This window comes from Acidiferrobacter sp. SPIII_3 (assembly GCF_003184265.1).
Classification (GTDB): Bacteria; Pseudomonadota; Gammaproteobacteria; order Acidiferrobacterales; family Acidiferrobacteraceae; genus Acidiferrobacter.
Map to the genome: position 1 here is coordinate 754,483 of NZ_CP027663.1, position 24,949 is coordinate 779,431.

General features: G+C 63.7%; 25 protein-coding genes and 3 pseudogenes. 17 read left to right on the plus strand and 11 right to left on the minus strand.

Annotated elements, in window-relative coordinates; genetic code table 11:
* Positions 1–31: 31 nt before the first annotated feature.
* On the minus strand, positions 32–373 hold the full coding sequence (locus tag C4901_RS03940; RefSeq protein ID WP_110136227.1) for a hypothetical protein: 342 nt from the start codon (positions 371–373) through the stop codon (positions 32–34).
* Between the two features lie 393 nt (positions 374–766).
* On the opposite strand from C4901_RS03940, the gene C4901_RS03945 reads away from it, so the two are divergent.
* From C4901_RS03945 to C4901_RS19120, 6 genes and pseudogenes are all read left to right on the plus strand, one after another.
* Positions 767–1,582: an RNA-guided endonuclease TnpB family protein gene (locus tag C4901_RS03945; protein WP_065968605.1), complete on the plus strand. Its 816-nt coding sequence runs from the start codon at positions 767–769 to the stop codon at positions 1,580–1,582.
* A 315-nt stretch (positions 1,583–1,897) separates the two neighbouring features.
* A complete protein-coding gene (locus C4901_RS03950) occupies positions 1,898–2,134 on the plus strand; it encodes a type II toxin-antitoxin system Phd/YefM family antitoxin (protein WP_083995566.1) in 237 nt (78 codons plus the stop codon).
* A 105-nt stretch (positions 2,135–2,239) separates the two neighbouring features.
* Positions 2,240–2,646 (plus strand): annotated as a pseudogene (tnpA, locus tag C4901_RS03955) (IS200/IS605 family transposase).
* Between the two features lie 62 nt (positions 2,647–2,708).
* The gene (locus tag C4901_RS17880; RefSeq protein WP_205736172.1) at positions 2,709–3,275 is read left to right on the plus strand and encodes a hypothetical protein; all 567 of its coding nucleotides are present in this window, start codon (positions 2,709–2,711) and stop codon (positions 3,273–3,275) included.
* 57 nt (positions 3,276–3,332) lie between these two features.
* Positions 3,333–3,773 carry a hypothetical protein gene (locus C4901_RS17885; protein WP_205736173.1) on the plus strand — a complete coding sequence of 147 codons (441 nt, stop codon included), beginning with the start codon at positions 3,333–3,335 and terminating at the stop codon, positions 3,771–3,773.
* Entirely contained in the window at positions 3,748–4,224 is a 477-nt protein-coding gene (locus tag C4901_RS19120; protein WP_205736174.1) for a zinc ribbon domain-containing protein, read from the plus strand. The genes C4901_RS17885 and C4901_RS19120 overlap by 26 nt, the downstream gene beginning before the upstream one ends.
* A gap of 84 nt (positions 4,225–4,308) precedes the next feature.
* Here the strand turns inward: C4901_RS19120 and metG are convergent, their stop codons facing one another.
* From metG to C4901_RS19125, 3 genes and pseudogenes are all read right to left on the minus strand, one after another.
* Positions 4,309–6,366 (minus strand): methionine--tRNA ligase, encoded by a 2,058-nt coding sequence (metG, locus tag C4901_RS03965; protein ID WP_110136228.1) that lies wholly within the window; start codon positions 6,364–6,366, stop codon positions 4,309–4,311.
* 69 nt (positions 6,367–6,435) lie between these two features.
* On the minus strand, positions 6,436–6,684 hold the full coding sequence (locus C4901_RS18420; protein WP_240611821.1) for a transposase: 249 nt from the start codon (positions 6,682–6,684) through the stop codon (positions 6,436–6,438).
* Positions 6,685–6,714: 30 nt separating this feature from the next.
* Positions 6,715–6,861, minus strand: a pseudogene (locus C4901_RS19125) (RNA-guided endonuclease TnpB family protein); the annotation flags it as partial.
* A gap of 979 nt (positions 6,862–7,840) precedes the next feature.
* On the opposite strand from C4901_RS19125, the gene apbC reads away from it, so the two are divergent.
* The 7 genes and pseudogenes from apbC (at position 7,841) to C4901_RS04005 (ending at position 15,054) form a co-directional block, all read left to right on the plus strand.
* Entirely contained in the window at positions 7,841–8,932 is a 1,092-nt protein-coding gene (gene apbC / locus C4901_RS03980; RefSeq protein ID WP_065968610.1) for an iron-sulfur cluster carrier protein ApbC, read from the plus strand.
* A 45-nt stretch (positions 8,933–8,977) separates the two neighbouring features.
* A pseudogene (gene dcd, locus C4901_RS17895) lies at positions 8,978–9,310 on the plus strand (dCTP deaminase); the annotation flags it as partial.
* Between the two features lie 105 nt (positions 9,311–9,415).
* Positions 9,416–10,273, plus strand: a complete 858-nt coding sequence (locus C4901_RS03985; RefSeq protein ID WP_205736283.1) for a hypothetical protein — start codon at positions 9,416–9,418, stop codon at positions 10,271–10,273.
* 231 nt (positions 10,274–10,504) lie between these two features.
* Positions 10,505–11,275 carry a TOBE domain-containing protein gene (locus tag C4901_RS03990; RefSeq protein ID WP_065968611.1) on the plus strand — a complete coding sequence of 257 codons (771 nt, stop codon included), beginning with the start codon at positions 10,505–10,507 and terminating at the stop codon, positions 11,273–11,275.
* A gap of 151 nt (positions 11,276–11,426) precedes the next feature.
* Positions 11,427–12,689, plus strand: coding sequence for an OprD family outer membrane porin (locus tag C4901_RS03995; protein ID WP_168185536.1), 1,263 nt, complete (start codon positions 11,427–11,429; stop codon positions 12,687–12,689).
* A 36-nt stretch (positions 12,690–12,725) separates the two neighbouring features.
* Positions 12,726–13,652 carry an extracellular solute-binding protein gene (locus C4901_RS04000; protein WP_168185537.1) on the plus strand — a complete coding sequence of 309 codons (927 nt, stop codon included), beginning with the start codon at positions 12,726–12,728 and terminating at the stop codon, positions 13,650–13,652.
* Between the two features lie 193 nt (positions 13,653–13,845).
* Positions 13,846–15,054 (plus strand): glutathione-independent formaldehyde dehydrogenase, encoded by a 1,209-nt coding sequence (locus C4901_RS04005; protein WP_110136234.1) that lies wholly within the window; start codon positions 13,846–13,848, stop codon positions 15,052–15,054.
* A 10-nt stretch (positions 15,055–15,064) separates the two neighbouring features.
* Here C4901_RS04005 and C4901_RS04010 read toward each other — a convergent pair whose 3' ends face one another.
* The 5 genes from C4901_RS04010 to coaBC form a co-directional block, all read right to left on the minus strand.
* Positions 15,065–15,472, minus strand: a complete 408-nt coding sequence (locus tag C4901_RS04010; protein ID WP_110136235.1) for a DsrE family protein — start codon at positions 15,470–15,472, stop codon at positions 15,065–15,067.
* A 5-nt stretch (positions 15,473–15,477) separates the two neighbouring features.
* Positions 15,478–15,984 carry a DUF302 domain-containing protein gene (locus C4901_RS04015; RefSeq protein WP_168185538.1) on the minus strand — a complete coding sequence of 169 codons (507 nt, stop codon included), beginning with the start codon at positions 15,982–15,984 and terminating at the stop codon, positions 15,478–15,480.
* A gap of 137 nt (positions 15,985–16,121) precedes the next feature.
* Positions 16,122–17,528 (minus strand): phosphomannomutase/phosphoglucomutase, encoded by a 1,407-nt coding sequence (locus C4901_RS04020; protein ID WP_110136237.1) that lies wholly within the window; start codon positions 17,526–17,528, stop codon positions 16,122–16,124.
* A gap of 31 nt (positions 17,529–17,559) precedes the next feature.
* Complete coding sequence (dut, locus tag C4901_RS04025; RefSeq protein WP_110136238.1) at positions 17,560–18,021, minus strand: dUTP diphosphatase; 462 nt, start codon at positions 18,019–18,021, stop codon at positions 17,560–17,562.
* Entirely contained in the window at positions 18,018–19,214 is a 1,197-nt protein-coding gene (coaBC, locus tag C4901_RS04030) for a bifunctional phosphopantothenoylcysteine decarboxylase/phosphopantothenate--cysteine ligase CoaBC (protein WP_110138513.1), read from the minus strand. Before coaBC ends, dut begins: the two co-directional genes overlap by 4 nt.
* A gap of 95 nt (positions 19,215–19,309) precedes the next feature.
* Between coaBC and radC the strand changes: the two genes are divergently transcribed.
* The gene (gene radC / locus C4901_RS04035) at positions 19,310–19,984 is read left to right on the plus strand and encodes a DNA repair protein RadC (RefSeq protein WP_110136239.1); all 675 of its coding nucleotides are present in this window, start codon (positions 19,310–19,312) and stop codon (positions 19,982–19,984) included.
* 28 nt (positions 19,985–20,012) lie between these two features.
* On the opposite strand, the gene C4901_RS04040 is transcribed toward radC, so the two are convergent.
* The gene (locus C4901_RS04040) at positions 20,013–20,492 is read right to left on the minus strand and encodes a DUF1641 domain-containing protein (RefSeq protein WP_110136240.1); all 480 of its coding nucleotides are present in this window, start codon (positions 20,490–20,492) and stop codon (positions 20,013–20,015) included.
* Positions 20,489–23,464, minus strand: a complete 2,976-nt coding sequence (gene fdhF / locus C4901_RS04045) for a formate dehydrogenase subunit alpha (RefSeq protein WP_110136241.1) — start codon at positions 23,462–23,464, stop codon at positions 20,489–20,491. Before fdhF ends, C4901_RS04040 begins: the two co-directional genes overlap by 4 nt.
* 210 nt (positions 23,465–23,674) lie before the next feature.
* Here fdhF and rpmB point away from each other — a divergent pair, with 210 nt between their 5' ends.
* The 3 genes from rpmB (at position 23,675) to C4901_RS04060 (ending at position 24,909) form a co-directional block, all read left to right on the plus strand.
* Positions 23,675–23,911, plus strand: coding sequence for a 50S ribosomal protein L28 (rpmB, locus tag C4901_RS04050; RefSeq protein WP_110136242.1), 237 nt, complete (start codon positions 23,675–23,677; stop codon positions 23,909–23,911).
* Positions 23,912–23,920: 9 nt separating this feature from the next.
* Complete coding sequence (rpmG, locus tag C4901_RS04055; RefSeq protein WP_065968622.1) at positions 23,921–24,076, plus strand: 50S ribosomal protein L33; 156 nt, start codon at positions 23,921–23,923, stop codon at positions 24,074–24,076.
* A gap of 212 nt (positions 24,077–24,288) precedes the next feature.
* Positions 24,289–24,909, plus strand: coding sequence for an HNH endonuclease (locus C4901_RS04060; protein ID WP_110136243.1), 621 nt, complete (start codon positions 24,289–24,291; stop codon positions 24,907–24,909).
* The last annotated feature ends 40 nt before the right edge of the window (positions 24,910–24,949 follow it).

Below are 24,949 nucleotides of genomic sequence, written 5' to 3' on the forward strand. Positions count from 1 at the left end.
TAAGGATGCGCCGCGAGGCGGCGCCACGAATCTACGAGATGAAGGCCAAGACGGGTGGGGCGTTGGGTTGTGCGGGACTGTGGCGGTGGCGTTCGGACAGCGGTACCGCATCGGTGGACGGTGAGGAAAAGCTGATGAGGATACTCATCATCGCGAGGAATGCCACGATGACGGTCGGTAGGACGGTCGCCATGCTCGCGAGTTTGGCGGGCGCCTGCAGTCCGATCGCGCTATGCACGGTCGTGCAGGCCTGGTCTTCGTGCACCGGGTGATGACCGTGCGGACCGGCGCACGCCCATAGCGCCCCGAGCCATGCCATAAGGACCAGGGGGGCCACCAGGTACTTCAGATATCGCAGACCGCGACCTCGCATGGCGCGATTATGACGACAAGGCGTCCGCATGGTCAAGAAGAAGAAAGAAATCGCAACCGCGTGCAGGGCTCGCGCCGGCCGACATCGAAGATCCGTGCGATTACCTGCGCTGATGCGCGCAGAGACGGATATATTTTGAACGATGGCGCTGTCGCGTACGGCGCGGGCGCTTGCGAGTCTGGGGACATTCAACGAAGGGGCCGTCGCCGGATCTCGGAGGGCGGTTCGTGGATGACTGGAACGGTGATTCGGCAGGCATCCGTTCCTTGATTGCGCAACGCCGGCTCGTTTCGTCATCCGGCGCCAATGTTCGATAGACATGGGCCGGCCGTGGTCCCGACGCGGGCCAGTTGGGGGTGTGGGAGGCGACAGCGCCGATGCGCGATCGTCTGCGTGGTCTCGCAAGATGCTGGTAGGGGCGGTAATGGCGTCCACGGCCGGCTGTATCTTCAGGGGATCGGTCATATCCACATTCGCGGCAAGGCCCGCACGACCGGCGCGCCCGTGACCTGCGAGATCTTTCATAAAGCGGGCCGCTGGTATGCCTCCGTGACCCTGGCCATCGAGACCATCCGATGGGCGCGCGGCACCGCAATCGGCGCCTTCGATTGGGGCCTGACCGAGTTCCTGACCATTGCCACCTCGGAGGGCCTGGAGACAGTAGCCAATCCGCGCCATCTCCGAAACCAGCTCGCGGAACTGAAATGCCTCGGACAAGGGGTTGCGCGCAAGATCCGCAGGGCGCAACAGATGAGCGGCCGCCAGCGCGGCTTTCCCGTATCGGCCAACCTGCGCCGGGCCATCTCGCATCTGGCCCGGCTGCACGCCAAAGTGGCGAGGCGGCGCCAGGACTTTCTGTACCAGACGAGTACCATGCTTATCAAGCGCTTCGGGGCTTTGGGTACCGAGTCCTTGGCGGTCCAGAATATGGTCAAGCGCGGCGGAGTCCGTAAAAAGGGCTTGAACCGCGAAATTCACGCCGCCGCGCCGAGCGCCTTCCTTCACATGACCAGGACCAAAGCGGAAGAGGCTGGGTCCTGGTACGAGGAGCTGCCTACGCGGATGCTAAAACCCACGCAGCGCTGCCATGGGCCATGCGGCCCAAGTGCTGTTGCGTTGGATGGAGGCGAGGTTATCCGGGCGGGAACCGTCCGAGGTGTGGAGCGGTGGAAGTTTCGCCGCGACGACCGGCCATTCGGCCGGCAATGAGCACGAAACTCACGCCATAGCCGTCTAGGCTTGGCGGGAGTAGTTCATAGCCTTCGTAACGCCCGCAGTCGCTGCTGCGGGCGCGCCCACGGGAAACCGGAACGCCGCGCTGGCAGAGGGGGATTCACCACAGATACTTTTCTGGGCGCCATTCGACCTTTGAAACCCATCTTGCCTTGATTGGTAGTGTGTTCACTCGGCAGACGGCATTGGCGGTCGCAGTTCAGCCGGTGCCGGGACACGAGTGCCGTTGGTTTTCTCGCCGTCGTGCGGCAATATAGACCGGATTAGACCTGTTGTGTGGACGGCGCCGCCATGGAAATCAGCGCTTATGAAGCTAAAACGACACTTCCTGCCTTGCTGAAGAGGGTCATAGCCGGGGAGACCATCACTATTACCGAATATGGTACCCCTGTGGCGCGGATTACCCCTATGACCGCCACGGCAGGACATGATCAAGAAGCCGCCATAGAGGCCCTCAAACATTTTGCGCGGGGCTGCACGACCGGAGGGGCGGGTGTCTGTGCGATGATTGAAGAAGGCCGAAGATGAGTGTTTTTGTGCTTGACCAAATCTGCCGCGCAAGCCCCTGGATTCATCCATGGGGTGAGCGGCAGCCGGTTTGTTTATCTGATACGGCTGTTATGTAATGTTGCTATGTCGGAATATCGAGTCAGATACAGGTCGAACAACAACGTGGTTTTCTCGTGCAAATACCACGTTGTATGGTGTCCGAAGTACCGCCGCGACGTGTTGGTCAACGAGGCTGATAGGCGGCTAAAGGAGATTATACAGAGGTGTGTTTGGAAACCGATAGCGAAATACTGGAGAGGGAAGTCATGCCGGACCATGTGCACCTGCTGGTCGAGGTGGATCCGCAGTTCGGTGTGCATCGCCTGATCAAATTGATCAAGGGGCGGTCGTCGCGCCTGTTACGCCAGGAATTTCGCTGGTGTCGTACCCGATTGCCCAGCCTGTGGACCAATAGCTATTTCGTCTCCACCGTGGGCGGCGCGCCGCTGGAGATCATCAAGCAGTACATCGAGCAGCAAAAGCATGTCTAGGAAAGTGGGCCCCTCATTCGTTCTGGAACCCCCGCTCGTGGTGAACCCCCACGAAAGCCGTGGTGTTGGCGGTGCGTTTCGAGGCCGGACGCCAACTGTATAACGCGGTGTTGGGCGAGGCGCTGCGGCGCCTGGACCTCATGAAACAGTCCAAGGCTTGGCGTATAACGCGCAGGATGCCCAAAGGCGCGCCCCAATCAGCGGAGCAAAAGACCCGATCCGCGGCCTTCGCCGTGCTGGCCGAAACCCTGGGCTTCACGGATTACGACCTGCAGTCTTACGCCACCCACTGCAAAAACGCCTGCTGGATCGGCGAGCACCTGGATGCGCACACCACCCAGAAGGTCGGTACTCGCGCCTTTAAGGCCACCCAGCGCTACCAGTTTCGCACCGCCGGCCGGCCGCGCTCCAAGCCGAAGTGGAAGGTCTTGGCGTCGATGGAGGGCAAGAGCCATGCCGCGGGGTTACGGTGGCGCGCGGATCATCTTGAATGGGGGCAATTGCATCTCAAGGCGATGTTCGACCGCAAGGACCGGCACGGCGTGCAGGCCTTGGCCCTCCAGCAGCCGGTCAAATACTGCCGCTTGATCCGCCGCACCCTGCGCGGCCAAACCCGCTGGTTCGTGTAGTTGGTGTTGACCGGCCGTCCGCACTGGAAGGCTAAGAACCCCATTGGCGCAGGCCACGTGGCCATCGACGTCGGTCCCTCCACGATCGCCGCCGTCTCGGAGACCGACGCGTTTCTGGAGACATTCTGCGCCCGCGTGCCTGATCGGCAAAAGGCCATGCGCCGCATCCAGCGGGCCCTGGACCGATCTCGGCGTCGCGCGAATCCGGACAACTACCACACAGACGGTACGGTCAAGAAACCCGTCCCTGGTAAGCGCCTGCGCTGGGTTCAGACCCAAGGCTATCTGCGGCGGCGCGCGCGTCTCAAGGAGTTGCACCGCAGGCTTGCCGCCTATCGCCGCACGGAGCATGGCCAGATGGCTAACCGGGTGGTGGCCTTAAGGATCCACCGTCAGGGCCGAACAATTGAGCTACAAGGCCTTCCAGCGGATGTTCGGCCGGAGCGTCCGCGACCGGGCCCCGGGGGAATTCATGAGTCATTTGCGTCGCAAGGCTGAAAGGGCCGGTGGCGCGGTGATCACATTCTCCACCCAGACCACCCGGCTTTCGCAGAGCTGTCACTGCGGGGCGGTGGTGAAGAAACCGTTGAGCCTGCGCTGGCACGATTGTGCCTGTGGCGTTCATGCCCAGCGGGATGTGTATAGTGCGTATCTGGCGCTGCACGTCCGCGAGGACGCGGGTCGCTGGAGACTGGACACCGAATCGGCCCGCGAGGGCTGGTGCGCTGTGGAACCGCTGCTGGAGAAAGCGGTGTCCGGTGCAGTCCAAGCCGCGAACGGCGGGCCGTTGCCCGCCAGCTTTGGCATTCGTGCCCGAGACCGAGCGGCTCTTTCTCGAAAAGGTGCAGGCACAACGGAAGATTCCGGATGCTGTAACCCCATCGCGCCCGCGATAGTGGCGAGAGCCGGAAAGACCTTTGATGCCGGCACCGGAACCCCCCGGCATTAGCCGTGGGGAGGTTCAGAGGCTCGTCCCTGAATGAGATTCCCGCCAACCTCAAACCGCGTGATTCCGCAAGAAGCCTGATCCGCTTTAGCGGATCGTCATGCCCGGCCGCGCGCCCTCGCCGGGCTCGAGGACCACGAGACCGTCGCGGTCGGACGCCGCCAGGACCATGCCCTCGGACACGCCAAAGCGCATCTTGCGGGGCTTGAGATTGGCCACGCACACCACCAGGCGGCCCACGAGGTCGGCCGGCGCATAGGCGTGGCGGATGCCGGCAAACACCGTGCGCGTGCGGCCTTCGTTCAGGTCCAGGGAGAGCTTGAGGAGTTTGTCGGCGCCCTCCACATAGTCCGCGCCCACGACTCGCGCGACGCGCAGGTCGATGCGCGCGAAATCTTCGGCGGATAGGGTGCCGGTGGCCGCCACGTCTTCCGCGGCGGGCGCCGCGGCCTTGCTCGCCGCTGTTGTCGATGGGGTGTTCGGCGCTGCGTCCGCGCCTTGCGTGTCACCGATCAGGGGTGCGAGGTCGGTCGGCTCGATGCGGCGCATGAGATGCGTGTAGGGTGCTATCGTGTGGGACAGGCGTGGGATCTTGATGCTCTCGAAATTGAGTTCGGGCCCGCCAAGCCAGGCCTCGACCCGGGTCGCGGTCTGCGGGAGGATGGGTTTCAGGTAGGCGATGAGGACGCAGAACAGGTTCAGGGTCTGGGTGCAGATCGCCTGTAACTCAGTGCGGCGCTGCGGTGTGCGCGCGATCTCCCAGGGCCTGGCTTCATCCACATAGCGGTTCGCGCGGTCGGCCAAGTCCATGATGGTCTTTACGACGCGGCTGTATTCGCAGGCCTCGTAGCAGGCCTCCACGGTCTCGGTAGCCTTCAGGAATTCGGCATAAAGCGATGCGTCCGGCAGGGTGTCACCCAGGGTGTTGTCGAGGTGCTTGGCGAGCAGCTGCGCCGAGCGGCTGGCGATATTGACGAGTTTGCCGACGAGGTCGGCATTGATGCGCGCGCGAAAATCATCGAGGTTTAGGTCGATGTCCTCGATGCCGCTGTTGAGCTTGGCGGCAAAATAGTAGCGCAGATATTCGGCCGGCAGGGTGTCGAGGTAGCGACGCGCGGTGATGAAGGTCCCGCGCGACTTCGACATCTTCTTGCCGTTTACCGTGAGAAAGCCATGCACGTGGATGGCCTTCGGCCGCGCGAAATCGGCGGCCTCGAGCATGGCCGGCCAGAACAGGCCGTGGAAATTCAGGATATCCTTGCCGATGAAATGGTGGATCTCATGTTGCGACCACTGAGTGCGGACGTTGTCTATGTCAAGCACACGATCTTCGAGTCGCGAGCGCAGTTGCCAGAAGGTCGCGATATAGCCGACCGGCGCATCCAGCCAGACATAGAAATACTTGCCGGGCGCCCCCGGGATCTCGAATCCGAAGTAGGGGGCGTCGCGGCTGATGTCCCAGTCGGTGAGGCCCTCGTTCAACCATTCGGCGAGCTTGTGGCCCGCCTCCCGCGGGAGGGCATCGCTCGCTGTGAAGGCCTTCAGATCGTCGGCGAAATCGCCGAGCTTGAAGAAGTAATGTTCGGAGCTCTTGGTGACGGGTGCCGCCCCGCTCAAGGCCGAGACCGGATTGATGAGATCGGTCGGTGCATAGGTCGCGCCGCAGGCCTCGCAGGAATCCCCGTATTGATCGGCGGCGTGGCAGCGCGGGCATTCGCCGCGGATGAAGCGGTCCGGCAGGAACAGCCGCTTGACCGGGTCGAAGGCCTGTTCAATGGCGCGCACGGCGATATGACCGCCGGCCTGGAGCTTCCCATAGAAGTACTCGGAAAGGATACGGTTCTCGTCGCTGTGAGTAGAGCCGAAGCGGTCGAAGGAGATACCGAAGTCGGTGAAGTCGCGTACATGTTCTGCGGCCACGCGGGCGATGAGCTGCTCGGGGGAGATGCCCTCGGCCTGCGCCTTGAGCATGATCGCCGTACCGTGGGTGTCGTCGGCGCACAAGTAATGACAAGCCCGGCCGCGCAGGCGCTGATAGCGGACGTAGATATCGGTCTGGATGTATTCGACCAGGTGGCCGATATGGATGGACCCGTTGGCGTACGGCAAGGCGCTCGTCACCAGGATCTTGCGGTCGTTCAGCATGCAATTTCCCCAGAGGAAAGCGAAACGTTGAACCTCCCCACGCCTGAAGGCAAGGGATTCCCGTTCTGGCTACGCCGCCGCTTGCGCGGCGGTTTCACGTACCGGGTTCGGGGCCGGTTCATGCGGCCCGCCTGCCGGAACCTCAAGCTCCAGCGGGCAGCACAGCCCATACCAGTCCCGGATATTCATCGCGGCATTGGCATCGGCGTGCGCCTGGTGTCCACATCGGGTGCAGACATAGGCATGTTTCCTCCGTTCGTTGAGGGCGCCGCAGACATGGCAGGTCTTGGAGGTGTAGTGCGGACGCACGGAATCCACCTGCACACCTGCTGCCAGCGCCTTGTACCGGACGAAGGCCTCAAGCTGATAGAAGGGCCAGTAGTCGCGGTTCTGTCCGGCATCGGATTTGGTCTCTTGCCGTTGTTTCGACCGGCCCCTGATGCCGGCGAGATTTTCCAGAATCAACCCCGCCCCCTGACGTTTCGCCAATGCCACAAGATCCTTGCTGATGCAATGATTGATGTGCGTGACGATTCGCCGTTCCTTCGACTCCAGATTTTTTTACGGCCCGGCGCTTGCCAGCCTTCTGGAGCTTGCAGCGACGTTCGGCATAGATGCGCCGCACATGCCGCATCCGCGCCGCTTTCCAGAACACCACCGGCCCGTCCGGCGTGGCGGCTGCCACAGGAATATTCTGTCCCCGGTCCACGCCGACCCAGCGGCCCGTGTTCTCGGCATCGGGAACGTCCATCGACACCGAGAGACAGGCATACCAGATGCCCTTTTTGGAACGTACCAGCATCAGGCTTCCGGCCTTGGCCCGACCCTCCCACAATGCCGTGAGCGCATCCCGATGGGAAGCCGCATGGACCTCCAGCGGGACGCGCTTTTTGATGCCACGCAGCAACCCGAAACCGAGACTGAATGTGGCGCCGGTGCGATGCAGGCGCCAGTTCTGGTTATTGGTTTCCAGAGGAAGGCGCAAGAACCGCTTCACATGGGTGCGGGCATTGGCATTGCGGATGGTCTGATTGATCCACGCCGAGCCGATTTCCACGCCGGCAAAGGACTTGGAGGTCAGTGCTCGGCGATGGTCTTTGGGCAGGGCGAGGATGGCGTTGGCCACTTCGGTGTTCAACCGTTCCAGACGCGCAAACATCTCCGCCTTTGTCTGATTCAGGCGGAGAAAAGGAAGTTTGAGCGTTTTGGTGAGTGTTGCCACATCATCAGTTTAATAAATCTTGCGCAGTGGAGCAAGATGCGCCTTATATCCCCATACATGAAGGTAGGGGCTTTACGGCGCGTTCCGCTAACAGGTTGGAGGGGCGTGGCCAAGTTCGGCGCGTGCGTGGGCCGGGGGACGGCCCGCCGGTGTTGCCTTTGGGCCTGCGACCGGTTTCGGTTTTGGTCGACAAGGTGTAGGATGCCGGGGCTAAACCTAGGAATTCGGTAAGGCTTTCGAGGAGTACGACAGATGGCGGAAATCTCCCAGCTTCAGGTGGAAACGGCCTTGAAAGAGGTCATAGATCCCTATTTGGAGCAGGACCTCGTGACGGCAAAGGCCGTCAAGGGGATTGTCGTCGACGGTGACACGGTGTCGGTCGATATCGTCCTCGGCTATCCGGCGAAGGGCGTGAAGGAGGCCTTGGCCGGCCGTTTGCGTGAAAAAGTGTTGGCGATCAAGGGGGTGAAGGCGGCGCATGTGACGGTCGATTCCCGGATCGTGACGCACGGCGTCCAGAAGGGGGTCAAACCCATACCCGGGGTCAAGAACATCATCGCCGTGGCGTCCGGCAAGGGCGGCGTCGGCAAGTCCACGACCGCCGTCAATCTCGCCCTGGCCTTATCGGCGGAGGGCGCGCGCGCCGGTATCCTGGACGCGGACATCTACGGGCCGAGTCAGCCGCGCATGCTCGGCTCGCGGGCCAAGCCCGAGTCCAAGGACGGGCGGCGTATGGAACCGGTCCCGAGCTATCACCTGCAGTCGATGTCCATAGGCTATCTGATCGATGAAGAGACGCCCATGATCTGGCGCGGACCGATGGTCACGCAGGCCCTCGAACAGCTGTTGCGCGACACCAACTGGCAGGATCTCGACTACCTGGTGGTCGATCTGCCCCCGGGCACCGGCGATATCCAGTTGACGCTCGCCCAAAAGGTCCCGGTGACGGGGGCCGTGATCGTCACCACCCCTCAGGACATTGCCCTGCTCGACGCCCGCAAGGGGCTGAAGATGTTCGAGAAGGTCGAGATCCCGGTGATCGGCATCATCGAAAACATGAGCACCCATATCTGCAGCCAATGCGGCCACGAGGAGCACATATTCGGGGCCGGTGGCGGGCTCAAGATGGCCGAGCAGTACGATGTCGATTTCCTAGGGGCCCTGCCGCTCGATCTGCGTATTCGCGTCGATACCGATGGCGGGCGGCCGACGGTCGTGGCCGATCCCGAGGGCCGGGTTGCGCAGATCTACCGCGAGATCGCGCGACGGATTGCGGGGCGGTTGGCGTTGATGAAGAAGGACTTCTCGGGGGGCTTCCCCAATATCGTCATTCAAAATACCTGACGGCGTCGGGGTCCCCTGGGAGGGCCGGCGCAGTCCGGGCGAGGCATGAGCATAAAATCCGATAAATGGATCCGGCGCATGGCGCGGGATCACGGCATGATCGAGCCATTTGAGCCCGGTCAGGTGAAATCGCGCGCCGGCGAGCGCCTGGTCTCGTTTGGGACCTCGAGCTACGGCTACGATATCCGCTGTTCGAACGAGTTCAAGATCTTTACCAATATCAACTCCGCGATCGTCGATCCCAAGAACTTCGACGCCAATAGCTTCGTCGACTTCCGCGGGGACGTCTGCATCATCCCGCCCAACTCCTTTGCCCTGGCGCGCACCGTCGAGTACTTCCGTATCCCGCGCAACGTACTCACGATCTGCCTCGGCAAGTGCGTGACCGGCGACACGCGCGTGCTCGATGCCGATAGCGGCGCCTATCGGCCGATCACCGAGTGGGGGGCGGCGCGCCGTACCGCGTCCCTGGGGCCCGGGGGGATGCGCAAGGCCCGGGTATCGGCATTCGCGGCCCACGGCGTGAAGCCCGTGTGGCGGCTTGTTACGCACAGCGGTCTGTCGCTCACGGCCACCGCCAACCACCCGCTGCTGACCCCCGGGGGCTGGGCGGCCCTTTGCGATCTTGCGGTCGGCGATGAGATCGCCGCCGCGGTCGCGGCGCCGTTTTTCGGGGTCGAGCCGCTGGCCGCGCCCGAACGGCTCGGGCGGCTCGTGCGCGCACAGCTGCAGGCGGGCACGATGACCGCCATTCCGGATGCCATATTCCGCGCGCCACGATCCGATCTCGCGCGCTTTTTTGCGGCGGTCATGGATACCCGGACCGAGGGTGTGCGCGCGGCGGCGACGGCGCTGGATGACCTCCGCCATTTGGCGGCCCGGCTTGGCTATCCCTGCCGGATGGTCACGGAAGGGCGGGGTGCGCGCCTGCTGGTGCGCGCGGAGACGCGGGCGGCCCTTGCCAACGGCACCGACGGCACTCAGGCGCGGGAGGCGATCGAATGGGACCGGATAAGCGTCATCGAGCCCGCGGGGGAGGCGCCGGTCTACGATATCGAGGTCCCCGGGGTCCACAATTTCCTCGCCAACGGGCTCATTGTTCATAATTCCACCTACGCGCGTTGCGGCATCATTGTCAACGTGACGCCCTTCGAGCCGGAGTGGGAGGGTCACGTCACGCTCGAGTTCTCCAACACCTCGCCGCTGCCGGCGAAGATCTATGCCAACGAGGGCGTGGCACAGGTGATCTTCTTCGAGGCCGACGAGCCTTGCGAGACCTCCTATAAGGATCGCGGCGGTAAGTATCAGGGTCAGAAGGGTGTGACCCTCCCCAAGACCTGACTGGTAGCCGCGCGGCCTGCGAACGCCGACCCCGTTCCCCGAAGACCATCTCGACGCCAGTGCCGGCTTGATCATCGCCGTCGGCGACCCGTATTGTATGCCGCCATCGAAAACTTCCGTGTAGGGAAGGGGGCCGCCCCCGCTTTACGCGCGAAGCGTTATGTAGTACACATACATAACCATTCACAAGGGATGCCTATGAAGGGGCGAGGCCGGTCACAGACTTCGGTCATGCGGTTCGTATCGGAATCGGATGGGCGCCGCGGCAAGGGGCGCATCGAGCTCTTGGAGAAGATCGCGGAACTGGGATCGATCTCGGCCGCCGCCAAGGCCCTGGGGCTTAGCTATAAGGGCGCCTGGGAGGCGGTCGAGGGCATGAACAATCTGGCGACCACCCCGTTGGTGGCGAGGGTGTCGGGGGGCAGGAGCGGAGGGGGCACGGCACTCACGCCGTTCGGTCTGCAGGCCCTGTCGGCGTTCCGGCGGCTCGAGGGCGAGTACCAGCGTTTCCTCGAGGCCTTGCAGGGGCATGAGGATTTCGATCGCTTCTTTCAGCTGATGAGGAAATTCGACATGAAGACCAGCGCGCGCAACGAGTTTCTCGGTCGGGTCAAGGCGGTCAAGAAGGGGGCTGTCAATGCCGAGGTGGTGCTCGATATCGGCAACGGCCTCGCCTTGGTGGCGATCATCACCAACGAGAGCGTAGACAACCTGGGATTGGCCCCGGGGGTCGAGGCCTATGCCCTCATCAAGGCCCCGTGGGTGATCGTGACCGCCGCCGACAGCCCGATCAGGACCAGCGCGCGCAATACCTTGTGCGGGGTTGTGACGCGTTGCCAAACGGGCGCGGTGAATGGCGAGGTGGTGATCGAATTGGAGAGTGGCAAGAGCATCGCCGCCATCATCACGAACGAGAGCATTGAAAGCCTTCAATTGAAGGAGGGCGTGCGCGCCTGCGCCCTGATCAAGGCCTCGCACATCATCCTCGCGGTCAGCGCTTAAGGAGTGTGGGGAGTCTCATGATCGGCGCGTCCTGCACGCGCCGCAAGGCCCGTCCGTGATGGGAGATCGCGAGGTCGGGTGTTTCGGTAAGTCGACGCGGGTGCCGCAGAGCGCCCCGGCGGGCGGTTTTTTTGACAACAAGGGAGGCATCATGCGGTATCGTTCGGGTTTCATGGTCTGCGCGGCGTGTCTTGCCGCCGGCATCGGGTCGGCACGCGCGGCAGGCACGGGTTTTCTAAGCGGCATGCACGTGAGCGGCATGTTGCGGGCTTATGATTTCACCCGCTATTTCAGCGGTTCGCCGCCGAATCGGCCCGCGTTCGCGGTCGGTGGCGGTATCAATCTGCGCTCCGGGACGTTCCATCATGTCTCGGCGGACGCCACGTTTTATACCGCGCACTCCCTGGGCCTGAACCCGGCCAACCATGCCTATGTCGACGGCACGTTGGCGGGCTATGGGTCCATCGATACCTTCGGGCAGGCCTATCTTCAGTACCAGCGTGACGCGGTGCTGTTACGGGCCGGCGATCAGCTCATAAAGACCCCGTGGATCAATCCGGGTGATTCACGCATCGTGCCGGAAACCTATCAGGGCCTGCTCGCCGCCTTCCGGCCTCTGCCGGGTCTCGTGGTCTCGGCCTTGCGCATCACGCGCTTCAAAAGCCGGACCTCCGACGGTTTCTCGTCGACCAATCTCTATAACGCCACCGCCAACCACAATATCGGCGGCATCGGCGGACTGCCCGGACGCACCGAGCCCGGGGCGGCGGCCTTGGGCGCGCGCTACCAGACCGCAGGCCTCAAGGTCGCGGCCTGGGGATACGAGTTCTATGATCTCGCCAAGATGGGATGGGCGGAAGGGTCCTATACCTTTGGCGGACCCGGCGGCCTACGGCCCCTGGTCGGCGCGCAACTCGTGCGCGAGACCGGCGCCGGCGGCGCCTACCTGGGGGCCGTGAACGCCAATGTCTACGGCGCCGTGGCCGGCGTACGTCGCCACCGCGATCTGCTGACGCTTGGCTACGATGTGGTACCCGCGCACCCCGGGACGTTTGCCAACGGTGATCTCGTGTCCCCTTATACGAGCGGTTATGCAACAGATCCCCTCTACACGACCTCCATCATTCAGAGCCTTGTCGATAATCGCACCTCCGGTCATGCGTGGAAGGTGAGCGCCACGGCGTTCCTTCTACACCACCGGTTGCGGGCGATACTAAGCTACGCGCGCTATATCAGTGCGCGCACGGCCTTGTATACCGCATCGCACACCAGCGAGACGAACATCGACCTTACCTATTTTCTGCAGGGTGCGCTCAAGGGTCTATCGGTCCGCGACCGTCTGGCGATCGCGGAGAATATGCCGGTTCTTCATCAGTTCATATATAACCGCGTGATGTTGCAATACCAATTCTAGGCCATGGCCTCACAGGGCATCTCACAAGGAGGGATGATGAGTCTCACGAGAAGGGCGTTTCTGCAGTCGGCGGCGGCAGGTATCGGTGCGCTTGCGGTGCCCATGTTGGGCGAGGCGCGCGTCAAGACCAATCTGCATGTGGCCTATGCCGGTTCCATGGGCGCGCTCATGCATGGTGGGGTGGCACCCGTCATGGTGCGCGAGTTTGCCACAAATATAGAAGGGCGGGCGGCGGGCGCGCTCGGTCTTGCGCATATGATCGTAGGCGGCGTCATTCACCCGGATGTGTTCATATCGATCACCCGTGGTCCGATGGATCTCGTGCTCGCCGCCGGCAAGGCGCGGGAGGCGTTGGCCATCGCCAGCACCGAGCTTGTGATCGCCTACAGCGCGCATAGCCGGTTCACGCCGGCCCTGCGCGAGGCGGACCGGGCCGGACACGTGGCGTGGTGGCGGATCCTGGAAGAGCCGGGCATGCGCTTTGCGCGCACCGATCCCCTGACCGACCCCCAGGGGCTCAACATCGTGTTCATGATGAAGCTTGCCGAGCGCTACTACCACCAGCCGGGGCTTGCGCGTCGTATTCTGGGGCCCATCATCAACCATCGTCAGATCTTTCCGGAGCCCGAGGTGATGGCGCGCCTCCAGGGCGGGCAGATCGATGCCAGCTCGGCCTACAAAACCCAGCCGGCGGCCATGGGCCTGCCCTACCTGTCCTTGCCGCCACAGATCAATCTCGGTGACGCCGCCTACGACAAGGTCTACGACACGGTGTCCTTGCGGCTTAAGGGCAAGGTCCACAGGCCTTCCCCGCTGGTCTTCTACGCGGCGGTCCTGAAGACGAGCCGGAACCGTGCGGCGGCCGGCCATTTCATCGAATGGCTGCGCACAAGCGCCGGCCAGGCGCTCTTGCGGCGCTACCATTACGATGGTCCGAAGGGCGCAGCACCCTTGCGCGCCTGATCTGTCCACCGACATCGCGCCTCTCTGCCGCCCTGGGGCGCGGCGGAGAGGCGCATCCTCATGTCGGGGCGCAAGGTCGGATGGCATCGAACTCCCCGCGGCATCGCCGGTCTTTGGAAGCGGAGTCCGAGGAAAGGCCGCGCGGTCGGCGGTCACGGGCATACGTCAAGAAGACCAGTCGCGAGGATCACCTATGAAAGCAGTAGTGTTCGAAGGGGAAAGCCGGATGCGCGTCGCAGACGAAAGCAAGCCCGAGGCGATGGGTCCCAGGGATGCGATGTTGCGGGTTACGACCTCGGCGATCTGCGGCAGCGATCTGCACATGTACGAGGGGCGCACGGCACTGCCCGCGGGGCAGATGGTGGGCCATGAGATCATGGGCGTCATAGAGCGCGTGGGTGACGCGGTCGCGAGCATACGGCCCGGGGACCGGGTCGTGCTGCCGTTCAATATCTCCTGCGGTTACTGTTACAACTGTCACCGCGGTTACACCAATATGTGCCTTACCATGAATGATGAGAGCCCTCATGCCGCCTACGGCTACGCCGGAATGGGGCCATATCGGGGTGGTCAGGCCGAGTATGTGCTGGTGCCGAATGCGGACTTCAATTGTCTGAAGCTTCCGGGCCAGCCGTTCGATCAGTGGGAAGACGACTTCATCCTGCTTGCCGATGTGTTTCCGACGGGCTATTTCGGTGCGGAACTCGCGCATGTGGGACCGGGCAGGAGCGTGGCAATCTTCGGGGCCGGCCCGGTTGGGCTCATGGCCGCCTTGAGTTCGCGGATCAAGGGGGCGTCGGAGGTCTATGTCGTCGACTTCATCCCCGAGCGCCTGGAGAAGGTCAAGGAGTTGGGGGCCACCCCCATCGATGCCCGCAACGGGGATCCTGTCGAACAGATCCTCACCTTGCGCGCCAAGATGCCTGGTCTGCAAGGACGCCTGCGCCCCGGGGAAAAGGACAAGCTAAAGGGCGTGGATTGCGTCATCGACGCGGTCGGTTATCAGGCGCGTGACGACAAGGACTATGCGCACGAAAAGTCGACTCAGGTGCTGGACAATATGGTGCGGATCGTCAATCCTGCCGGCCATATCGGCATCGTGGGGGTGTATATCGCGCCTGATCCGGGGGCGCCGACGGATCAGGCGAAGCAGGGGGTGTTCGCGTTGCCCATGGCGGAGTTGTTCGACAAGGCCGCAAGCGTCGGCATGGGGCAGTGCCCGGTCAAGCGCTACAACGAGTACCTGCGCGATCTCATCATCACCGGGCATGCGCGGCCCGGCCGGATCGTAAGCCACCATATCCGGATCGATCAGGCGCCCGAGGCCTATAAGAAGTTCGACCAGAGGACGGACGGCTATACCAAGGTCCTGATTCAGTTCCCCGAGGCGCGTGCCGCGTAGGTCCCGCGGGTCATGGGCGGATGTAGGCCCAGCCCTCACGCTCGCGGCGCACGACCTCGGCGATGCCCGAGCGCACATAACGCACGAACGGCAGGACCGCGCCGGGCGCGAACCCGGCCCGGCGGATCGCCGCCCGGCAGGCGTCGATCGTGACCCCCGAGGCATGAAGCCTCGTCAGGTCGGGGGCCACGGGCGAGTCCTTGAGGAGTATGTGAATGGCCGGGCCGAGGACCACGATCTCGATGTCGTGGCCGTTTACGCCGGTGGCCTCGAGGTTATGGACATTGTGCATGGCCACTTTCCAGGAGGCGATCTGGGTCGTGCTGATCTGAAAGACCACGCCGGTGGTCGTCGCATGTCCTGGTACCGGACATGCCAGTAGCAGGACAAGGACGCCCGCCAGCGCGGGTTTATACATGGCGGCTACCAGTTGCCCTTGGCGCCAGCCCACAGGATGGAGTCGAGGTCGTCGCGGACACGCAGGGCCTGGGTGCGCAATTTGCCCTTCAGGTGCGCGCCATCAATGATCATGTTGAGGTTTAGCATCTCAAGCCATACACGACCGCCGGCCGCCACCATGGTGATCCGGCAGGGCAGATAGGCGGCAAACGCCGGGTCGGCATCGACCATGAGGTGGGCGATGGGCGGGCTGCAAAACTCATACACCGTGAGCACCCCGGACTTGATGCCCATGTTCTTCAGCTGTTTTGAAAGCTGCAGGTCGCCGACATATTTCATGTTGACCGTATCGGCCTCTATCTTCATGGCCTGCAGCGCGCTCTTCGGAGAGACGCCCTTGGCAAGCGGGACCTTGATGATGGTTTTATCGAGATCGATATGCGGTCCCTGGATCGCGTTCAGCGGGTTATGGGCGTAGCAGGTGCCAACGGTGCCGAGCGCGAAAGCGGCTCCGATGAGAAATCGGCGCATGACGGCGGTTCTCCTCATTATCAGTTATTGGGGTCATCCCTCAGCCCTACAGGATGGCGCCAAATTCCCGCGCTGACAACCCCGAGGCGCGCAAGATTGCGGAAATTTCCCCGGAATAATTTCGCCCTCCGATCCGTCTACCAGCCCGCCAGCGCCGGCCTCACAGCCCTCACGAGTTCGCGGAAACGCAGCTGGATCCGTTCGAGCGCGGCCTGCGTCGTGCCCTCGAAACGCAGCACGAGGATGGGTGTCGTGTTGGAGGCGCGGACGAGCCCGAAGCCGTCCGGGAAATCGACACGCAGTCCATCTATGGTCGTCACCTTGGCGTCGGGAAACCGCGCGGCTTGAATCAAGAGGTCCACGAGCGCGTGTGGGCTTTCCGTGACCGGTAGCTGGATCTCGGGCGTATTGACCGTATTGGGCAGGGCGGCGAACACCTCGGCCGGAGGGGTCGGGCTCTTGGCAAGCAGCTCCAGGAGCCGTGCTCCGGCGTAGAGGCCGTCGTCGAAGCCGGTCCAGCGTTCCTTGAAGAAAATGTGGCCGCTCATCTCGCCGGCGAGCAGCACGTCCCCTTGCCGGATGCGGGCCTTGATGAACGAGTGCCCGGTCTTCCACATCAGCGGGCGGCCACCGGCCGCCCGTATGGCCGCGTCCACGGTCTGCGAGCATTTCACATCGTAGAGGATCTGGCCGCCCGGATGCCGCGACAGTACGTCGCGGGCGAACAGGATGAGCTGCCGGTCCGGCCAGATGATATCGCCGTTGGGTGCCACCACGGCAAGCCGGTCGCCGTCGCCGTCGAACGCCAGCCCGACATCGGCACCGTCTGCAATCACGCGTGCCTGGAGATCCTTCAGGTTCTCCGGCTGACTCGGGTCGGGGTGGTGGTTGGGGAACCGCCCGTCGATGTCGGCAAACAAGGGGGTCACCGCGCACCCGAGCGCACGAAACAGCGCCGGCGCAAGTTCTCCGGTGGCCCCATTGCCGCAGTCGAGGACAATCTTGAGGGGTCGTGCGAGGCGCACGTCTCCCGAGACGCGCTCGAGGTAGGCCTGGCGGATATCGGCGGTGCGGCTCGTGCCGCTACCCGTGTGCAGACGGTTTTCGACGAGCCGCTCGTAGAGGGCCTTGATCTGGGCGCCGGACAAGGTCTCCTCGTTAAGAAGGATCTTTAGGCCATTGTACTGGGGCGGATTATGGCTGCCGGTCAACATGACACCCGAGCCCGTGCCGAAGGCGAGTGTGGCAAAGTAGAGCAAGGGGGTTGGGACCAGCCCGATATTGATGACGTCGCAGCCGCTCGCCACGAGCCCCGCGCTCAAGGCCTCGAGCAGGCCGGGTCCGGAGAGCCGGCCGTCGCGCGCGATCACGATGTTCGTGCATCCGCGATCGCGCGCCTCGCTGCCGATCGCCTGGCCGATGGCGCGCACGTGTCCGGATGTGAGTTCGACGTCGACGATGCCGCGGATGTCATACGACTTGAAGATCCCGGGCGGCGGAAGATCCGTGCGTTCGGCGCGTGGTGCAAGAGGCGTGGCGGTCATGGTGGGATATCTCCTGTAATGGCCGGGATGCTCAACGAACACCCGAGTGGCCGAACCCGGCGGCGCCGCGTTCGGTCGTTTCCGAAAACTGGTCGACGATACGAAAGTGCGCGGTGACGATCGGGACGATCAAAAGTTGGGCGATGCGGTCGCCTGGCACAATCGTGAACGATTCGGTGCCGCGGTTCCAGCATGATAATGTGATCTCGCCTTGATAGTCCGAGTCGATCAGGCCCACGGTGTTACCGAGGACGAGACCCTTGTGGCCCAGGCCCGAGCGCGGCAGGACAAGCGCGGCGAGCGTGCGGTCGGCGATATGGAGGGCAAGCCCGGCCGGCACCAGCCGGCAGTCCGAGGGCGCGAGCGTGAAGGGTTCTGACACGCAGGCGCGCAGGTCGACGGCGGCGGAACCGGCGGTGGCGTAGGCGGGCAGCGGGAACTCATTGCCGTATCGGGGATCGAGTATCTTCAGGTCGATGACAGGTGCGGTCATGGGGATGCGGTCCTAGGCAGGCGTTTTATGATCTCGCGCGCAAGCGCGCGGGCGATTTCGGTCTTGGGTGCGGCAGTCCACGCCGCGGCGTGATCCTTGTCGATCAGGATCACGCGATTATCATCCCCCGCAAAGCCCACGCCGGCCTCATCAATGGGGTTTGCGACGATAAGGTCGATCCCCTTGCGCGCGCGCTTGGCGCGCGCCTTGGTCTCCACATCGCCGGTCTCGGCGGCAAAACCCACGGTAAACGGCCGGGGTGTAAGCCCTGCCACCTCGGCCAGGATGTCCGGATTGCGCACCAGGGTGACCGTCAGTGTATGCGCGTCTTTTTTAAGCTTATCGGCAAGCACGGTCTGCGGGCGGTAGTCGGCGACCGCGGCGGCGGCCACGAACAGGTCCATTGTCCCGCGGCAGGCCCATACCGCGTCGCGCATCTGACAGGCGCTCGTCACCGGGATTAGATGCACCCCCGGAGGGGCCGGCAGCGCCGTGGGGCCCGAGATCAGGGTCACGGCGGCGCCATGATCGGCGAGCGCCGCGGCCAACGCATAACCCATCTTGCCGGAGCTGCGATTGGTGAATCCGCGCGCCGGATCAAGGGCCTCGTAGGTGGCGCCCGCGGTCACGACCGCGTTTATCCCGCGCAACGCGCCGGCCGCGCCCCACAGGCGCTCCAGCATCCCCAGGATCTCGCCGGGTTCGCTCATGCGCCCGGGACCGTTGTCCCCGCACGCCTGGGCGCCCTCGTCAGGGCCGACGAACCGTACGCCCCGTCCCGCAAGCAGCGCGCAGTTGGCGCGTGTCGCGGGGTTCATCCACATGATGCGGTTCATCGCCGGGGCCACGCAGAGCGGGGCCTCGGTGGCCAGACACATGGTGGTGAGGAGGTCGTCTGCGGCCCCGGCCGCGAGCCGGGATAGCACGTGCGCGGTGGCCGGCGCGATCACGATGGCATCGGCCCAGCGTGCCAGGTCGATATGGACCATGCCCGGCCCGCGGTGGTCTTCGACCACCTCGGCGCCGACCGCGGCCAGGGCCCCGGCGGCCACGAATTGCCGGGCGCTGCGTGACAACACGACGCGCACCACGGCCTCCGCCGTGCGCAGGCGGCGCACGAGCTCTGGGGTCTTGTAGGCGGCGACGCCGCCGGTAATACCCAATACCACACGGCGGCCCCGCAGCGGGGGCATGTCCTGCATGTCGTTTCCCAATCCTTTTCGTAGCCGGTGATTTCCCGGACAGCCTTTCTTGCGGCCTGCTGCTATCGTAGCGGCAAGGAGTCCTTATGACCATTTCCGGCTGGCCGGTAGACGAGCGTCCGCGCGAGCGGCTATTGCAACATGGCCCGGAGGCCCTGTCGGACGCCGAGCTATTGGCCATTGTCCTGAGAACCGGGGTGAGCGGCAAGACCGCCGTGGATCTCGCGCGTTCGCTATTGGCGCGTTTCGGGGGGTTGCGCGGCCTGCTTGCGGTCGAACAACGGCTGTTTTGCGAGGCGCCGGGCCTTGGGCCCGCCAAATACGCGGTGGTGCGGGCGGTCCTGGAGATGGGGCGGCGCCATCTCGGGGAGAGCCTGCGGCGCGAAACCGTCCTGTCGTCATCGCTTGTCACGCGCCGCTACCTGACCGCCGCCTTTCGCGACCGGCCGCGCGAGGCCTTTGCCTGCCTTTTTCTCGACGTGCGTCACCGCCTGCTCGTGGAGGAGATCCTGTTCGAGGGGACGATCGACGCGGCAGTCGTGTATCCGCGTGAGGTCGTGAAGCGCGCGCTTTTTCATAATGCCGCCGCCACCATCCTCGTGCACAACCATCCCTCCGGCCTTGCCGAGCCAAGCCTTGCCGACCGCGATCTCACCACCCGTCTGACCGAGGCATTGGCCCTGATCGGCGTGCGCGTCGTCGATCACCTCGTGATCGGCGACGGGCACATCGTTTCGTTCAAGGAGCGCGGATGGCTCTAGCCGCCTCGTCCTGACCGCGCATCGCCGGTCATAGGAGCGGCTCGTTCGGTGGCGGGGGTTCCGGGGGCCGGCCCGCGCCAAGCGCTTCTCCGAAGGCCTTGAGGCCGTCAAGCAGGGGGCCGAGCGCGCGCCAAAGGGCATCGTCCTGGAGGAGACGATAGGCGCCGGTGATGCCCGGCGGTTCGCCGTTGCCGGTCTGCGGATGCTCAGTCTCGCGCTCCACGCTTTGCGTGGCGGCCGATACCGCGGCCACGAAGCGTGAAAAATCCTGCGGGGGCACCCGCCCCAGGGCCGACAGCAGCGTCACCATATTCCGCAGGGTGGTGCGCGAGGCCTCCGAATTCAGGCCGCGCGCCGTTATCAGGCCTGCGTGCGGCAGCGCCCCGGTGAGCGCCGTCAGAAAGCGCAGGATGCCGTGCCGTGACAGCGCCTCGATGAGATCAGCGAGTTCCTTTTCGGCGATGGCCTCTTGCGGGCGGACGTGCTGGTAATGGATGAGCGCGCTCATGATTGTACTCCGCCACGGTCGGCCACGGTCGTGGGAATGGGCCGGTACTCGCCGCGCTTCCATTTGCGCTCGACCTCGACCCCGGACTGGGGTGTGCGCGCCCCGAAACGCGGATTCGAGCGCGGGATGGGTGACGGGCCTTCGCGGCTTAGGATCGATAGCTTTACGGCAAGCTCCTTGAAGGCCGGTGTCGAGGTCACGCTGTCGGCATGGTTACCGGTCAAACGGTTGATGGGTTCGGTGAGCGAGAACTCGACGGTATAGAGCTCGCGGCCGGCCACTCGGGGGCTCACCAGTACGCCGGCCTCGACGCTGCCGCGGCGTGAGGTGAGCGTTACGCGCGCCCCGGTCTTGATGTCGAGTTCGTCCGCCAGCTCCTGCGAAATCTCCACATAGAATTGATTGACCTTGGACATGATCCCCGGAACGCGAGCGGTAAGATTACCTTCCTGGAAATGTTCGAGGACTCTCCCGTTGTTTAGCGTGAGATCATATTCGGCATCGGCGCGCTCGACCGGGGCATGCCAATGAACGGGGTAGAGCTGGGCCTTGCCATCCTTGGTATGAAAGTGCTTTGTGTACAAAAGCGTCTCGGAATGCCCTTGGGCATCGACCGGCCAGACCACGGACTTGTAACCTTCGAGTCGATCATAGGTGGCCCCGGCAAAAAGCGGCGCGACCTTGGTGGCCTCCGACATGATCTCCCGTGGTCCCGCATAATCCCAGCGGTGTCCGAAACGCTGCGCGAGCGCGCACAATATCTGCCAGTCCGGCCGGGCTTCCCCGAGCGGGTCAAGCGCCTGCGCGAAGTGCTGAATGCGCCGTTCGGTGTTCACGAACGTGCCTTCCTTCTCAAGGCTCGGACAGGCCGGCAGCACGACGTCTGCAAACTGCGCGGTGGTGGTCATGAAGATGTCCTGGACGACCAGGAAATCGAGCCGCTCCAGGGCCTCCTGGGTATGGCGCGTATTGGAGTCGACGACGGCCGTGTCTTCCCCGATGATATACATGGCGTGGAGCCCGCCCGAGTGCGCGGCATTGATCATGCTGTGGTTATTGAGTCCGGGTTTCGCCGGCAGTTCGACCCCCCACGCGCGCCCGACGCGCTCGCGGGCCTCCTTGTCCGAGACCTTGAGGTATCCGGGGAGCTTGTCGGACAAAGCCCCGAAGTCGCCGGCGCCCTGGACATTGTTGTGGCCGCGCAATGGGTAGGCCCCCGAGCCCTTTTTCCCGTAATTGCCGGTGACGAGAAGCAGGTTCGAGATGGCGGTGCTGGTGTCGCTGCCGGTGGTGCGTTGCGTGACCCCCATGGCCCACAGGGCGCATACCCCCGAGGCGCCGACGATCATGTCGGCGATGCGTGCGAGATCCGTCTGCGAGAGCCCGGTTTCGGCCTCGGCATGGGCCAGCGTGAAGGGCGCAAGCGATGCCCGCAAGGCCTCCAGATTGTTCACGCGCTTGGCCAGAAAGGCGCGATCCTCGAGGCCGTTATCGAGGATGTAGCGCGTCACCGCGCACAGCCACACGAGGTCGGTCCCGGGTTTGGGACGCAAGAACAGCTGGGCGCGCTCGGCCATCTCGTGGTGCAGCAGGTCGACTACGATCATCTTGACTTCGCCACGCTTCAGGCGCCGCTTGATGCGCGTAGCCAGCACCGGATGGCTGTCTGTCGTATTCGTACCGATGAGCAGCAGAAGCTCGGCCTCGTCGATGTCGTCCATGGTGCCGGAGTCCCCGGCATAGCCCACCGTGCGCGTGAGGCCTTTGGTGGCCGGGCTTTGGCAATAACGGGATGTGCAGTCGATGTTGTTGGTGCCGATGATGGCGCGCGCGAACTTCTGGGTCAGGTAGACCTCCTCGTTCGAGCCCTTGCTGGTGGCGATGAATCCGATGGCGTCGGGGCCGTGGCTTGCGCGGATCGCACTGAACCGTTCATGCACGAGCCCCAAGGCCTCGTCCCAACCGGCCTCGCGGAACGACGAGCCCTCGCGAATCAGCGGCTTTACCAGGCGATCCTTGCTGTTGACGAAGTCCCAAGCGAATTTGCCCTTGACGCAGGTCGATATGCCGTTTGCCGGCCCCTGTTCGGGCTGGATCTTCAGTATGTGGCGCCCGCGGGTCGTGATGTCGAAGGAGCAGCCGACCCCACAGTAGGTACATACGGTCTTGGTGATCTTCTGTTCGGTGTGGCGCAGGCATTGGTCGATCTTTGAAATGGCGGTGATCGGGATGAAGCTTGTGGTCTGCTCCACACCCTTGACAAGCTCGATCATCTCGCGCTTCAAGGGTGCGGGCCAGGAGGTCAAGGGGCCGGCCTGTCCGAGCAGGGTGTTTTCCATAAGGGCGTTACATGGGCAGACGGTGACGCAGTGCCCGCAGGATACGCAGCTCGAATCGTTGATGGCCCGTCCCCCGTCCCATAGGACGCGCGGGTGTTCGAGCTCCCAGCCTATGGTCAGGGTCTCGTTCACCTGCACGTTCTGACAGGCCTCGACGCAGCGGCCGCACAATATGCACTGCAGGGGGTCGTAGGTATAGAAAGGGTTCGAGGTATCGGCGGTATAGGGTTTGGGTCGATAGGGGTAGCGCTGATGGCGCATGGCAAGCCTGTCCACGGCATCGTGGATCTCGCAGTCCCCGTTGTTGTTGTCGCATACCGAGCAGTAGAGTTCATGCTTTTCGAGTATCCGATCCATGCCTTCCCGGCGGGCCGCCTCGGAGGCGGCGTCCCGGGTACTGACCGTAAGGCCGTCGTCCGCGCGGATCGTGCATGCGCGCACCAGGGAGCCGTTGACCGTGACAAAACAGGTGTCGCAGGTCTTGATCGGTCCGAGGGCCGGGTTATAACAAAGGTGCGGGATATAGCAATCGGCGCGATTTAAGGCGTCGAGCAGGTTCTCGCCGACCGAACTCGCAATGTCCTTTTCATCGACATTTATGACACAAGGACGCAGATGGGGATCGGCGGACATGAGACCTCCTCACGGGGTTTGGGCGGGACGGACACGGGCCCGTCCCCTCGCATCGGTGCCACTCTAGTGGCGCGTGGCCCCGGTTGTTATCGGAAATAAGTGCGAGACAGGCCCTGCGGCCGATCTTCCGGGACGGGCTCGGCGGGCGCCCTGGGGATTGGCAGGAGCCGCGCACTATGGCAGAATCCGCGGATTCATCCGGGGGTTCCCATGTCCAAGGTATGCCAGGTCAGCGGCAAGCGGCCCATCAGCGGCAACAATGTGTCGCATGCCAACAACAAGACGCGTCGGCGGTTCCTACCCAATCTGCATTACCGCAGGTTGTGGGTCGAGAGCGAGAAGCGCTGGGTGCGGCTGCGTTTATCGCACCATGGGTTGCGGACCATAGACAAGAAGGGCATCGACGTCGTCCTGGCCGAGATGCGCGCCCGCGGCGAAGCGTTTTAGGAGACCGTCATGCGTGACAAGATCAAGCTCGTGTCGAGTGCCGATACCGGCCATTTTTACACGACCACGAAAAACAAACGGACGATGACCGAGAAGTTCGAGATCAAGAAATTCGATCCCATCGCCCGCAAGCACGTCCCCTACCGCGAGGCGAAGATCAAGTAGACCACGTTTTAAGGTCCGCGCGACCCTGGCGGCGTCCGGTGTGACGGGCCCGCGGGGTCGTCGCGTGGTACCCCTCCCTCGAAACGCCCCTGTCCCCCTGCAAAATGGGGGCCGGGCGCTCTTGTCCTTGCGTCCCGTGCCCGGTATATTACCGGCAACCCTCTGTTGAGGTCCATTGCTGCAGTTGGCGGCCGGGGCCGCCCGAGGTTGCCATGTACCCGCTTAGTCAACAAGTGTTGCGCACGGATGTTGCCGGCATGCCGCTCGAATGGATTGATTTCCGCGAGGCGGTGCGTATCTGTCATCTCGGGCAGGTGGCCTACACGTGCGGCAGCCTCTTGTACCGGGTTCACGGCGGCCATAATGCCGCCACCGGCCGGCGCAGCATCATCGAGGTCAACTCCATTCTCGCCACCTATGGGGAGAATGGCCAGCTGGCGCGTCAGCGTGACCATTATGTGCCGCCGCTCAGTAATCCGGCCCTGTTTGCGCGCGATGCCCGGTTGTGCCTTTATTGCGGCGAGCGGTTCTCGGTCCGCGATCTCTCGCGCGATCATGTGACGCCCTTAAGTCGCGGGGGTCACGATATCTGGAACAATGTCGTGACGGCCTGCAAGCGCTGCAACAATCACAAGGCCGGGCGGACGCCCGAGGAGGCTGGCATGGCCTTGCTGGCCGTTCCTTTCGTGCCGACGCATGCCGAATACATCTATCTGCAGGGCCGGCGCGTGCTCGCCGATCAGATGGCCTTCCTGAAGGCCCATTTCCCGCGCACAAGCCCCCTGCATGAGCGTCTGGCGCGCGGCCTGGAGGTCGGCGGCCACGCGGTCTGACTGACGCCCGCCCGGCGGCGGCGAGGCAGGTCCGTTAAGA